The 12072-nt window shown below is 68.1% G+C and carries 11 protein-coding genes; 5 read left to right on the top strand and 6 right to left on the bottom strand.

Translation table 11 applies throughout. The features are described 5' to 3' along the window. Nucleotides 1-103 precede the first annotated feature (103 nt). Nucleotides 104-877, top strand: a complete 774-nt coding sequence (locus tag OG474_RS39010) for an alpha/beta fold hydrolase (RefSeq protein ID WP_405058676.1) — start codon at nt 104-106, stop codon at nt 875-877. 581 nt (nt 878-1458) lie between these two features. Here the strand turns inward: OG474_RS39010 and OG474_RS39005 are convergent. Then, nucleotides 1459-3333: a propionyl-CoA synthetase gene (locus tag OG474_RS39005; protein ID WP_405058675.1), complete on the bottom strand. Its 1875-nt coding sequence runs from the start codon at nt 3331-3333 to the stop codon at nt 1459-1461. 25 nt (nt 3334-3358) lie between these two features. Between OG474_RS39005 and OG474_RS39000 the strand changes: the two genes are divergently transcribed. Next, nucleotides 3359-4279 (top strand): threonine/serine dehydratase, encoded by a 921-nt coding sequence (locus OG474_RS39000; RefSeq protein WP_405058674.1) that lies wholly within the window; start codon nt 3359-3361, stop codon nt 4277-4279. On the opposite strand, the gene OG474_RS38995 is transcribed toward OG474_RS39000, so the two are convergent. Then, nucleotides 4272-4886, bottom strand: coding sequence for a rhomboid family intramembrane serine protease (locus OG474_RS38995; protein WP_405058673.1), 615 nt, complete (start codon nt 4884-4886; stop codon nt 4272-4274). The two genes, OG474_RS39000 and OG474_RS38995, sit on opposite strands and share 8 nt — an antisense overlap. Before the next feature lie 114 nt (nt 4887-5000). Here OG474_RS38995 and OG474_RS38990 point away from each other — a divergent pair, with 114 nt between their 5' ends. Beyond that, on the top strand, nt 5001-6200 hold the full coding sequence (locus OG474_RS38990) for a Cmx/CmrA family chloramphenicol efflux MFS transporter (protein ID WP_405058672.1): 1200 nt from the start codon (nt 5001-5003) through the stop codon (nt 6198-6200). Here OG474_RS38990 and OG474_RS38985 read toward each other — a convergent pair. Continuing rightward, complete coding sequence (locus OG474_RS38985) at nt 6142-7560, bottom strand: APC family permease (RefSeq protein ID WP_405058671.1); 1419 nt, start codon at nt 7558-7560, stop codon at nt 6142-6144. The genes OG474_RS38990 and OG474_RS38985 overlap by 59 nt on opposite strands. A gap of 118 nt (nt 7561-7678) precedes the next feature. Here OG474_RS38985 and OG474_RS38980 point away from each other — a divergent pair, with 118 nt between their 5' ends. Continuing rightward, complete coding sequence (locus OG474_RS38980; RefSeq protein WP_405064659.1) at nt 7679-8608, top strand: DUF389 domain-containing protein; 930 nt, start codon at nt 7679-7681, stop codon at nt 8606-8608. Here the strand turns inward: OG474_RS38980 and OG474_RS38975 are convergent, their stop codons facing one another. Further along, nucleotides 8609-9229: an HNH endonuclease family protein gene (locus tag OG474_RS38975; RefSeq protein WP_405058670.1), complete on the bottom strand. Its 621-nt coding sequence runs from the start codon at nt 9227-9229 to the stop codon at nt 8609-8611. A gap of 144 nt (nt 9230-9373) precedes the next feature. Here OG474_RS38975 and OG474_RS38970 point away from each other — a divergent pair, with 144 nt between their 5' ends. Next, nucleotides 9374-10072 carry a tyrosine-protein phosphatase gene (locus tag OG474_RS38970; RefSeq protein WP_405058669.1) on the top strand — a complete coding sequence of 233 codons (699 nt, stop codon included), beginning with the start codon at nt 9374-9376 and terminating at the stop codon, nt 10070-10072. Between the two features lie 854 nt (nt 10073-10926). Here the strand turns inward: OG474_RS38970 and OG474_RS38965 are convergent. Both OG474_RS38965 and OG474_RS38960 read right to left on the bottom strand, forming a co-directional pair. After that, entirely contained in the window at nt 10927-11505 is a 579-nt protein-coding gene (locus tag OG474_RS38965; protein ID WP_405058668.1) for a hypothetical protein, read from the bottom strand. A gap of 38 nt (nt 11506-11543) precedes the next feature. Next, nucleotides 11544-12053 (bottom strand): hypothetical protein, encoded by a 510-nt coding sequence (locus tag OG474_RS38960; protein ID WP_405058667.1) that lies wholly within the window; start codon nt 12051-12053, stop codon nt 11544-11546. Nucleotides 12054-12072: the final 19 nt, after the last annotated feature.

The raw sequence follows: 12072 nt of genomic DNA, 5'->3' as shown, positions 1-12072 counted from the left end.
ACCCAGGCTACGCCCCACGTCGGAGGTTGTTTGAGCGATTGCGCCGCAAGCGCCAAAGAACCTCCGATGTGGGGCGTGCGCTCGCATCGGGCAGACTGGGTGGGTGCCGTATGCAACAGCACTTGATGGTGTCCGGATCGGATACCAGGTCAGTGGCGAAGGGCAACCGCTGCTCCTGCTCGCCGGTCAATCCAACAATCACACCTGGTGGGACCCGGTCCGCGCCGACTTCGAGGCGGCGTACCGGACGATCACGCTCGACTGGCGCGGTACCGGGATCAGCGACAAACCGGACGAGGTCTACAGCACGCCCGGCTTCGCCGACGACGTCGTCGCGGTCCTCGACGCGCTGGGCCTCGCCTCGGCGCACATCTACGGCACCTCGATGGGCGGGCGTGTCGCGCAGTGGGTCGCGATCAACCACCCGGACCGCGTCGACAAACTGGTGCTCGGCTGTACGTCGCCCGGCCCGGCGCACGGGTATGAGCGCAGCCAGGAGCTCCGCCGGGCCCTCGCCGACCCCGTTCGTGGTGGCCGGGTGCTGGTCGACCTCATGTACACGCCGCAGTGGCGCGCCACGAACCCCGGTCCGTACCCGGTCCTCGGTGACCGCGACATGCCGCCGTACGCGAAGGGCCGGCATTTGGTCGCGAGCAACAAGCACGAGGCCTGGGACCGGCTGCCCGACATCACCGCCCGCACGCTGATCCTGCACGGCTCCGAGGACGTCTTCAGCCCGGTCGCCAATGCCAAGATCCTCGCCGACCGCATCCCCGACTCCCGCGCCGAGATCATCCAAGGCGCCCGCCACGCCTACTTCCACGAGTTCCAGGCAGTCGCGAGCCCGCTCGTCCTGTCCTTCCTCACCCACCCATAGCCCTCCTCCGCACGAACAACTGCAGGTCCGGAGGGGCCCACCGGTCGCGCCGCATCCCCACAGGCTGGCCGGAGCCGACCACCACATGTCCTTCGTGTCGAGTGACACGCGCGCAGCTCCGGCGATCTGCCCCGGTGGGCGTCGACTTGTGCAGCACGAAGGACTGCAAGTGGTGCGGATTCGGGCGAGCAGGGGCTTGGGCCAGCGGTGGGACGGGCCGGGCGGGGCCGAGTACGTGCAGTCGTTCGTGCCGAGCCGCGCGCGTTCGCGCCGGTGCGGGGTTGCGGCGGCCTGCCTCGGTGGGGCGGCCCCGCCGCGCTGCACGAAGGACTGCAGGTAGGGGCGGATCGGGCGGATGAGGCTTCGGTCAGCGGTGGGGCGGGCCGGGCGGGGCCGAGTACGTGCAGTCGTTCGTGCCGAGCCGCGCGCGTTCGCGCCGGTGCGGGGTTGCGGCGGCCTGCCTCGGTGGAGCGGCCCCGCCGCGCTGCACGAAGGACTGCAGGTGGTGCGGATTCGGGCGAGCAGGGGCTTGGGCCAGCGGTGGGACGGGGTGTGTATGTGCAGTCGTTCGTGCGCGGGGGCTAGGGCTGGCGTCGGAGGATGGGGCGGAGGGCTTCTAGGACGGCGGGGTCCTCGATCGTCGAGGGGACGGGTTCGGTGCGGCCGTCGGCGATGCCTCGCATGGTTTTGCGGAGGATCTTGCCGGAACGGGTCTTGGGGAGGCCTTCGACGACGGAGACGTCGCGGAAGGCGGCGACCGGGCCGATCTCGCGGCGGACGGCGGCGACCAGTTCGGCCTGCAGTACGTCAGGGTCGATGTCGGCTCCCGCTTTGAGGACAACGAGACCGCGTGGCAGTTGGCCTTTCAGGGCGTCGTGGACGCCGATGACCGCGCACTCGGCGACGGCGGGGTGGGCGGCGAGGACGGCTTCCATGGCGCCGGTGGAGAGGCGGTGGCCGGCGACGTTGATGACGTCGTCGGTGCGGCCCATCACGAAGACGTAGCCGTCCGCGTCGACGTAGCCGGAGTCGCCGGTCAGGTAGTAGCCGTCGTACCGGCTGAGGTAATTGTCGACATAACGCTGATCATCACCCCAGAGCGTCGGCAGTGCGCCGGGTGGCAGCGGGAGCTTGATGGCGATCGCGCCTTCGTCCCCCGCGGGAACGCGCTCGCCGGCGGCGTCGAGGATCTGGATGTCCCAGCCGGGAACCGAAACGGTCGCCGACCCCGGTTTGGTCGGCAGCGGCTCCAGACCGCGCAGGTTCGCGGCGATCGGCCAGCCGGTCTCGGTCTGCCACCAGTGGTCGACGACCGGTACGCCGAGATGCTCGTGCGCCCAGTGGTAGGTCTCGGGGTCGAGGCGTTCACCAGCGAGGAAGAGTGTTCGCAGGCTGCTCAGGTCGTGGCCGGCGGTCAGCTTCGCCTCGGGGTCGACCTTCTTGATCGCCCGGATCGCGGTCGGAGCGGTGAAGAGAGCGCTCACTCCGTGCTCGGCGATGACCCGCCAGAACGCGCCTGCGTCCGGCGTACCGACCGGCTTTCCTTCGTAGAGGACGGTGGTCGCGCCGACCAGGAGCGGCGCGTAGACGATGTACGAGTGGCCGACCACCCAGCCGACATCGGACGCGGTCCACCACACGTCGCCCGGGCCGATGTCGTAGATCGCGCGCATCGACCACGCCAGCGCGACCGCGTGCCCACCGTTGTCGCGGACGACGCCCTTCGGCTTCCCGGTCGTGCCTGACGTGTAGAGGATGTAGAGCGGATCGGTCGCCGCGACCGGGACCGGCGCCGCGGGCTCAGCAGTGAGCGTGGCCCAGTCGAGATCGCGCTCTCCAAGCTCAGCCTGTACGGCGGGACGCTGCAGCACGATCGTGTGTTCGGGCTGATGCGTGCTGAGTGTCAGGGCCTCGTCGATGATCGGCTTGTACTCGACCACCCGGGCAGGCTCGATCCCGCAGGAGGCGGACACGATCACCCGCGGGGTCGCGTCGTCGATCCGGGCGGCGAGCTCCTTGGGGGCAAAGCCGCCGAACACCACCGAATGGATCGCCCCCAGCCGTGCGCACGCCAGCATCGCAATGACCGCCTCGGGGATCATCGGCATGTAGACGATCACCCGATCGCCCTTGCCAACGCCCAGCCCGGCGAGCGCCCCGGCGAAGCGGGCCACCTCGTCACGCAACTCGGCGTACGTGAAGGACCGCGAACTGCTGGTCACCGGCGAGTCGTGGATCAGCGCGACCCGGTCGCCGTGGCCGGCCTCGATGTGCCGGTCCAGACAGTTGTACGACGTGTTGAGCTCCGCGCCGGGGAACCAGCGATAGAGCGGTGCCGCCGAGTCGTCGAGCGCACGGGTCGGTGGCGTCGTCCACGAGATCGCCCTGGCGGCCTCCAGCCAGAACCCTTCCGGGTCGTCCAGGCTCTGCCGGTAACTGTCCTCATACGCACCCATGCCAGCATCGTGGCAGGGTTGACGCATGACGGTAAATGTCGAAGACGTGCGGGCCGCGGCAGAACGAATCTCCGGACGGGTACGGCGGACCCCGGTGATCGAGGTCTCCCCCGGGCTCACATTCAAGCTCGAACTGCTGCAACACACCGGCTCGTTCAAACCGCGCGGGGCGTTCAACCGCCTGCTGCTCGCGAAGGAGACCGGCGAACTGACCGGTCAGGGTGTCGTCGCGGCCTCCGGCGGTAACGCGGGCCTGGCTGCGGCCTACGCTGCTCGCGAGCTCGGCGTACCGGCGCGGATCTTCGTCCCGGTCAACGCACCGGCACCGAAGGTCGCGAAACTGCGGACGCTCGGGGCAGACGTCGTACAGGTCGGGAACGAGTACGCCGAAGCCTTCGCCGCGGCCGTGATCGCGCGCGACGAGACCGACGCGCTGCTCGTCCATGCGTTCGACCAGCCGGAGATCGTGGCCGGCCAGGGCACGATCGGGCTCGAGCTGCTCGAGCAGGTCGGCGCCTTCGACACCGTGCTGGTCGCAGTCGGCGGTGGCGGGCTTGTCGCGGGGATCGCCACCGCCATCGGCAACCAGGCCAAGGTCATCGGCGTCGAGCCGATCCAGGCCCCGGACCTGCACCGCGCGCTGGAGGCCGGTCAGCCGGTCGACGGTCCGGTCGGCGGGGTCGCGGCCGACTCACTCGGCTCGCGCCGGCTCGGCGACATCGCGTTCGCCGTCGCTCAGAAGGAGGGCATCGGCTCGCTCCTGGTCGAGGAGGAAGCGATCATCGGCGCGCGCCACAAGCTCTGGCACGACTACCACCTCGCCGTCGAACACGGTGCCGCCACCGCCTACGCGGCCTTGGACTCGGGCGTCTACCAGCCTGCCGAGGGCGAGCACGTCGTCGTACTGGTCTGCGGAGCCAACACCGACCCCGCGAGCCTCAGGTAGAGCGGGGTTGTTTGGGCTTGTCGTCGGCCAGGAGCCAGGCCGCGATGATGCCGGCGATGGCGCCGAAGAGGTGACCCTGCCAGGAGATGCCGTCTTGGGGCAGCAGGCCGCCTAGCAGGGCGCTGCCCCAGACGACGATGACGAGGATGCCGACCAGGACCTGGGTGAGGCGGCGGTTGAAGATGCCGCGGGCGACCAGGTAGGCGGCGTAGCCGAACACGACGCCGCTGGCGCCGATGGTGATCGTGTTCGGCGGGGAGATGAGCCAGGTGCCGAAGCCGCCGATCACTGCGACGACCGCGGTGACCGAGGCCAGCCGGGCGGCGCCGCCGAGCGCGATCAGCGCGCCGAGGGTGACCAGGGGCAGCGTGTTCGAGATCAGGTGACCGAAGCCGAGGTGCAGGAACGGCGACGTGACGATGCCGACCAGGCCCTCCGGGTCACGGGCGATGATCCCGTACTGGTCGAGGCGGCCGTTGAGGGCCGTGTCGACGATCTCGCTGAGCCACATCAGCCCGATCAGCGCGGCGAGCAGCTTCAGCCCACTCCCGATCCGGGACGTGTCCACCGCCCGTCCGGTCCGCTTAGCCGGTGTCTGGAAACTCATGCCACAACAATGCCGTACTGGACCAAGTCTCAGGACGCGGCGAGCGCGGCGACAGCGCTGCGTGATCTCTGGGATACTCAAGGTTGCTGTCGAGTGGGGCTTGGGGGCTACACGATGCCGATCGCTGTCTACGTGCTCGGGCTGAGCATCTTCGCGCAAGGAACGTCCGAGCTGATGCTCGCCGGACTGCTCCCTGAGATGTCCGAGGACCTCGGCGTGTCGATCCCGGCCGCCGGTCTGCTGATCTCGGCCTTCGCCCTCGGCATGCTCCTCGGAGCCCCGATCCTCGCCGTACTGACCCTGAAGTGGTCCAGGCGGACGGCGCTGCTGCTGTTCCTCGGCATCTTCACCCTGACCCACATCGCGGGCGCGCTGACTCCGAACTACACGGTCCTGCTCGCGACCCGCGTCGTCGGCGCTTTCGTGTACGCCGGGTTCTGGTCGGTCGCCGCTGTCACAGTCGTGGCGCTCGTCCCGACCAATCGCCGGGCGCGCGCGATGAGCATCGTCACCGGCGGTCTCACGATCGCCACGATCGTCGGGCTGCCGATCGGGACCGTGCTCGGTCAGCACCTCGGCTGGCGGGCCGCGTTCTGGACGGTCGCCGGGTTGTGCGTGCTCGCGATGATCGGCGTCGTACGGACCATTCCAGGGGGCAAGCCGGATCCGGCGGCCGCACCGCGGCTGCGCGAGGAGCTGAGGGCTCTCCGGAGCCCCCGGCTGTGGCTCGCGTTCGCGACGACCGCGCTCGTGACGGCGTCGATCCTGGTCGTGTTCAGCTACCTCGCGCCGCTGCTCATCCAGACCACTGGGCTGCCCGCCGGCGCGGTGCCGGGGGTGCTGGCCCTCTACGGGCTGGGGTCGTTCATCGGGATCGCGATCGGCGGCCGGACCGCGGACGCGCTGCCGTTCCACACCCTGTTCACCGGGATCAGCGGCCTGATCGTGCTGTCGGCCGTGCTCGCGCTGACCGCGGGCAGCCCGATCGTGACGGTCGCGGCGATCTTCCTGCTCGGCGGCTTCGGCTTCGCCGTCAACCCGGCGCTGAACGCGCGGGTCTTCAGCCTGGCCGGCAACGCGCCGACCCTGGCGACCGCGACGAACTTCTCGTCGTTCAACATCGGCATCACGCTCGGGCCGTGGCTCGGTGGGATCGCGATCACCGCGGGAGCGGGGTACAGCTCCCTCGGCTGGATCGCGGTCGGCACCGGGCTCACGGCCCTCGCGACGGTCGTGGTGGCCGCCTACCTGCCGGTCAGTTCACCGGACCACTCGGGTCGAGGTGCGACGGATCGAAGTCTGCCTTCCGCTTGAACACGTACTTGTTCAGGACCCAGGTCAGCGCCCACAGCGCGACACCGACGACCATCAGGTAGCCCGCGATCTTGTAGTCCTTCGTCGCCCGGCCGGACAGCGGGCTGGCCAGGTAGACACACAGGACGGCACCGATCACCGGCAACGCGGTCGGCGCGTGGAAGTGCTTGTGCTCGACCTTGTCCCGGCGCAGCACCAGTACGGCGACGTTCACGATCGCGAACACGCACAGCAGCAGGAACGCCGTCGTACCGCCGAGTGCCGTCAGGTCGGCGTACCCGATCAGGACGAAGGCCAGCGCGGTGGTGAAGAAGATCGCGATGTACGGCGTCCGGCGCTTGTGCAGGACGCGGCCGAGCGGACCCGGCAGCACCTTCTCGTGCGACATGCCGTAGAGCAGGCGGCTGGCCATCAGCATGTTGATCAGCGCCGAGTTGGCGACCGCGAACATGGTGATCCAGGCGAAGATCTCGAGCGGGAAGCCAGGCGCACCGGCCTTGATCACCTCGAGCAGCGGCGCGTCGCCCTCGCTCAGCTTGTCCGGCGGCACCAGCGCGATCGCGGAGATGGCGACGGCCACGTAGATGACACCGGTGATACTCAGGCCGAGCAGCATCATCTTCGGGAAGATCTTGACCGGGTCCTTGGTCTCCTCGGCCATGTTCACCGAGTCCTCGAAACCGACCATCGCGAAGAACGCCAGCGCGGTCGCCGCGGTGACCGCGCTGAACGGCGACTCGCCGTCCGGCACGTTGAACTGGGTCAGCCGCGAGGTGTCACCCTCGCCGCCGATCAGCGCCCAGGCGCCGACCCCGATCACGATCAGCAGACCGGTCAGCTCGATGATCGTCAGCACGACGTTCGCCTTCACGCTCTCACCGACACCGCGCAGGTTCACGATCGCGATCAGCGCCATGAACGCGAGCGCGGTGATCATCAGCACCGAGCCGTGACCCTTGTCGATCCCGACCGCGGTGAAGAAGTTCGCCGCGAACGCCTTCGAGGCGCTGGAGGCCGAGGTGAGCCCGGAACACATCACCGCGAAGGTGAGCAGGAAGGTCAGGAAATGGATGCCGAACGCCTTGTGCGTGTAGACCGCGGCGCCACCGGCCTTCGGGTACTTCGTGACGAGCTCGAGGTAGGCGGTCGCGGTCAGCAACGCGACCACGAACGCGCACAGGAACGGCAGCCAGACCGCGCCCCCGACCTGCCCGGCCACCTTCCCGGTCAGCGCGTACACGCCGGTCCCGAGAATGTCGCCGACCACGAACAGCAGCAACAGACCCGGGCCCATCACCCGTTTCAGCTCGGGCCGGTCACCGGTCGCCGGCGCGACGGTGGCGCCTGAGGTGTCGCTCATTGTGCCTCCCTGGATTCGGTGCGTCAGTGGACCATATCCAAGGGTGCAATCGCCACGGCCCACGCTGCGGTGTGTGGCCGGAAGGTGACCGGCTCCGACTGCGAGCATGTGGCCTGTGATGCACCTTCGTCTCATCGTCCCACCGGATCGCAGCGGCCGCGTCCGGGACACACTCGTCGACGATCCCCGCGTGACCAGCGTGGTGTGCCTGCCGGGAGCAGCACAGCGGCCGGCCGGTGACGTCATCGAGTGCGATGTCACCAGGGAGGCGACCTCGGACATCCTCGACTACCTGAAGGATCAGGGACTGTACGACGACGGCTCGGTAGCGGTCGCCGTTGTCGAGTCGGCGCCGTCGCGGAACGCCCGCGCCACCGAGAAGGCGGCACCTGGCGCACCAGATGACGCGGTGATCTGGGACGCGGTGGTCGACCAGGCCTACAACGAGACAAGCGGCTCGTGGAGCTACTACACGTTCCTCACGCTCGCCACGATGATCGCCGCGGTCGCAGTGGTCACCGACTCGTCCATTCTCGTGGTGGGCGCGATGGTCGTCGGACCCGAGTTCGGTGTGGTCGCAGCTCTCGCGGTCGGGCTGGCTCTGCGCAACCGCGGTCTGACCTGGCGATCGATCCTGCTCCTCGTCCGCGGTTTCGCACTCGCGATCGTGCTGACCGCTCTCGCCGCCCTGGTCGCCCGGGCCGTGGGCTGGGTCGACACCGAGTCGATCACCGCGGCGCGCCCTCTGACGGGATTCATCTGGCGACCGGACAAGTGGTCGGCGGTGGTCGCCGTACTGGCTGGATGTGCCGGAGTCCTCTCCCAGACCGCCGGGCGCTCGAACGCCCTGGTCGGCGTCTTCATCTCAGTCACCACCGTGCCCGCCGCCGGCGACCTCGCCCTGTCGCTCGCGCTCTGGGCTCCCGGCCACATCGGCGGCGCGGCCGCGCAGCTAGGCATAAACCTGGCCGGCATGACAGTCGCCGGCGTGCTCACGCTCCTCGTCCAACGACTGGTCTGGCGTACGTCGGAACAAGTCAAGCGCTGATCAGCAGGTTGCGAGCATGGTTTGGAGGGCGGTCTTCTCGGCGGCCTGCAGCGACAAGCCGTAGGTGTGCTTCACCCAGATCCACTCGCGCGCGTAAACGCAGTGCACCGCCGAGTTGGTCGGCTTCCATTCCGACGGGTCCGAGTCGCCCTTGGACCGGTTGCTGGAGGCGGTGACTGCGATCAGCTGCGCGATGCTCAAATTGTTCGCGAACTCCTCGCGCTTCGCGGTCGTCCATCCACTCGCGCCGGACTTCCACGCCTCCGCGAGCGGCACGATGTGGTCGATGTCGATCGCCGAATCATCAGTCACCCACGTCGCGTCGTACGAGCTGTACCAGCGCCCGGCAGTCGGCTCGCACTGACTGTCCACAGTCACGCCGGTCCCATCCCGCTTGAGGACCTGGTCCCGGGTGTCGCACGTGCCCGACACCGTGTGCCAATGCGGGAACTTGTCCCGCGAATACCCACTCGTCGATCCCTCGGCCTTCACCGTCAGGGCGTTCAGGTAGGTGGTCGACGTACTAGCTGCAGGTGGCGTCGGCGGAGCTGCCAGCGCCGGGCTCGAAGTGAGCACCCACACCGCGGTCGCCGAGATCATGAGGGCGGTCAAACGTCGCATCAGTCAGGCCTTCCGAAGGGCGGATCCCCCCTGACGTGCTGCCCTCAAGCCTTCCCCGACCGCCTCACCCCGGAAACCACTCAGTGGTGAAAGGCCGATGAACGCTCGGCCGAACCTGCATTACTCGTACGGCGTCACACGGCCATGAGAGATCTCCAGTGGGACGGCAGCATCAACGCCCGGGACCTAGGCGGCCTCGGAAGCATGCGAACGGGCGCGATCGTGCGGATGGAGGCGCCGACGCGCCTCAGTGCGGACGGCTGGGCTGCCGCCTGGGCGTACGGGATCCGCACGATCGTCGACCTGCGCCACGTGAACGAAGGCCCTCCGGATCAGGTGCCGCGGCCGGCGGGAATGACCGTCGTACAGGTACCACAGGACCCGGCGACCGACACCCCGTTCTACAAGCACTGGTCGCAGCTGGACAGCTTGGCTTCGCCGCTCTACTTCCCCGCACTGCTGGCGGAGTACCCGGAGGTCGTCGTCGCCGCGGCTCGGGCGATCGCGAACGCCGCTCCGGGCGGAGTGGTGATCCACTGCGCCAGCGGCAAGGACCGCACCGGTCTCCTTTCACTGGCGCTCCTCACCTTGGCGGGCGCCGACGCGCAGGAGATCATCGCGGACTACCTCCTCACCTACGAGCGCATGAAGCCCCGGTTCGACGAGCTGGGCGTTCGTGATCAGCTCACCGCGGTGACCGAGATCGTCGCCGCCCACGGCACCACCGTGCAAGCATCGCTCGCCTCAACCATCGACTTGTTGGCAATGCCCGCCTTCCTCCTCAACAACGGCCTGTGCGAGAAGGAGCTCCACGCTCTCCGCGCCCGCCTGCTGACTGCCTAGTCCCCCTCCACAACCTGACTTCGGTCAGCCTCGCCGGACTGGATGCACCGCATGGCGCTGGCCTGCGACGATGCCTGTCCGAACGGGCTATTTCAGGCACTAAGGAGATCGGATACCGCTGTTGTGCCGGCAGATGTAGGTTCGGTCCCGGGGAGACGGCGAGCAGGGTGTCCTCACGCCCGAACGCCCGGAGGGCGTGTCTGGTGTGGGGAGGGTAGTGAACCGGAATCGGTTGGTTGCGCTCCCCAAAACGGTTTAGGGAGCGTCCGGGTCGGCCCCGATCGCTGTCCCTAAACCGGTTCGGGGAGCCCTGCCCCTCTGAACCGGGCGGTTTTGCTCCCCAGTACCCGCGACCGCGCCCAGCGGAGACCCCCGTCCTACGCCCGGCCCCCTCTACCTATCGTCCGGTCAGACTGGCGGCGATGGTCGGCGTTCTTTTCGGACGTTGTGATCAATCTGCGCGGGCACAACGCATGCTGGGCGGGGGTGGGGTGGACCTGGGCCACCGTCTAAACCGGACTCGAGCCGTCCGGGCAGGCCACGCTGAGCGTGAACCGGGCGCGCCGCACGGAGTTGGTGGGTGATGGCGGTCCGCCTGCCACCGCGTCGGATCACCCATCGGCACGGTGGCTTCACTCGATGCGCCACCAACAGGAAGCCCCGCCTCGACTGTGGGGAGATTGCCGCCGGTAAACGATGTACAACAGCACGCTGGCCACACTCGACCGTCACATCTCACACTCACCGAGCGTGTACGCCCGAGCCAACAGGTCGGTTCTTGTGGCCCATTGGCCGCGCGACACACCGAACCAGCGCCATCGGTACAGCCACGATTGCCACCCCGCGAGCCAGCATCATTTGGTAGGCGTCGCCGTTGGCCGCGGCAGTTTGCCCACCTTTGGCAGATTGAGCGTAGCCACGACCTGCCGGGTCAGCGCGACCACATCGTCGACCGCGTTGCGACCCTTCAACGACTTGTCGATCATCACGCCGTAGGTCCAGTCACCAACGATCAGATTCGAGACCGCGTCGCCAGTCGCAAACGTCTTACCCGAGGCCGCGTAGCCCATACCTTCGGTGTCTGGAAAGACATATTCCGACCGCCCCGATGCAAGTGTGCTCGGGACTATCGCATCGTCGACCGGACTGACGCCAAGTGGCTCAACGACGACAGTGACGTCGCCAACTCCGCTGGCCTTAACAGTAGAGATCCGACATTGAGCTTCTTGCAGGGACGGCTCGCCGGGGTCCTGGCCGGATCCCGGCGAGCCCACCTTCGATCCGGCTCCCCGCAAATCCGTAGTACCCAGGACGATCGCAAGACTGTCCTTCGACACGAAGCCGCACAGCAACTCGCCTGACGCAGCAACTGTCGGCAGCGGCCGCAGGTCCGCATCCTTGGAAGAGTCGGAACACCCGGCCATGCTGAACATCAAAGGCAGGACCAGTAACACAAGCCCTCTGACCGGGATCACCTGCTCGGCGTCACGGTCGGCCGCGGCAACTTGCCCAGCTTCGGCAGATTCAGCGTGGCCACCAGTTGCCGCGTGATGGCGACCGCGTCATCGACCGCATTTCGACCGCTGGCCACCTTCTGGATAGCCACCGTGTAGTGCCAATCTCCACGAAGCAGATGTGAAACGCCGGCACCGCTGTAGACGACCTGGTCGGACGTGGCGAAACCTTGCCCGCCCGACGCAGGAAAGACATACCGAGCGTCGCGAGCAGCAAGAATCCTTGGAACGATTGCGTCGGCCCTCGCCGCAGACCCGATCGGCTGAACCGCGACAACGAGTGCTCGGTCGCCCTTGACAGCATCTGAGTACACGTCGCAGATGGCCTGCGCCAGACTCGATCCATCCGGATTGCCCCCCACATCGACCTTCGATCCCGTCGCAGTGAAGTCGGTGGTGCCCAGCGCGATCGAAACGCTCTCCTGCGACACGAACCCACACACCGGCCGGCCCCGATCCTCAGGCACAGACGGACCAGAACGGCCC

The sequence above is a fragment of the Kribbella sp. NBC_01505 genome (assembly GCF_045040285.1).
Classification (GTDB): domain Bacteria; phylum Actinomycetota; class Actinomycetes; order Propionibacteriales; family Kribbellaceae; genus Kribbella.
Note: the sequence above shows the minus strand (reverse complement) of the source record. Positions and strands in the feature narration are given on the sequence as shown.

Excerpts from the sequence above, each read along its gene's own strand:
- OG474_RS39005 (WP_405058675.1), bottom strand. The coding sequence starts at position 3,333 with ATGGGTGCGTATGAGGACAGTTACCGGCAGAGCCTGGACGACCCGGAA.
- OG474_RS38975 (WP_405058670.1), bottom strand. The coding sequence starts at position 9,229 with ATGCGACGTTTGACCGCCCTCATGATCTCGGCGACCGCGGTGTGGGTG.
- OG474_RS38990 (WP_405058672.1), top strand. The coding sequence starts at position 5,001 with ATGCCGATCGCTGTCTACGTGCTCGGGCTGAGCATCTTCGCGCAAGGA.
- OG474_RS38980 (WP_405064659.1), top strand. The coding sequence starts at position 7,679 with ATGCACCTTCGTCTCATCGTCCCACCGGATCGCAGCGGCCGCGTCCGG.
- OG474_RS38985 (WP_405058671.1), bottom strand. The coding sequence starts at position 7,560 with ATGAGCGACACCTCAGGCGCCACCGTCGCGCCGGCGACCGGTGACCGG.
- OG474_RS39000 (WP_405058674.1), top strand. The coding sequence starts at position 3,359 with ATGACGGTAAATGTCGAAGACGTGCGGGCCGCGGCAGAACGAATCTCC.
- OG474_RS38970 (WP_405058669.1), top strand. The coding sequence starts at position 9,374 with ATGAGAGATCTCCAGTGGGACGGCAGCATCAACGCCCGGGACCTAGGC.
- OG474_RS38965 (WP_405058668.1), bottom strand. The coding sequence starts at position 11,505 with ATGTTCAGCATGGCCGGGTGTTCCGACTCTTCCAAGGATGCGGACCTG.
- OG474_RS38995 (WP_405058673.1), bottom strand. The coding sequence starts at position 4,886 with ATGAGTTTCCAGACACCGGCTAAGCGGACCGGACGGGCGGTGGACACG.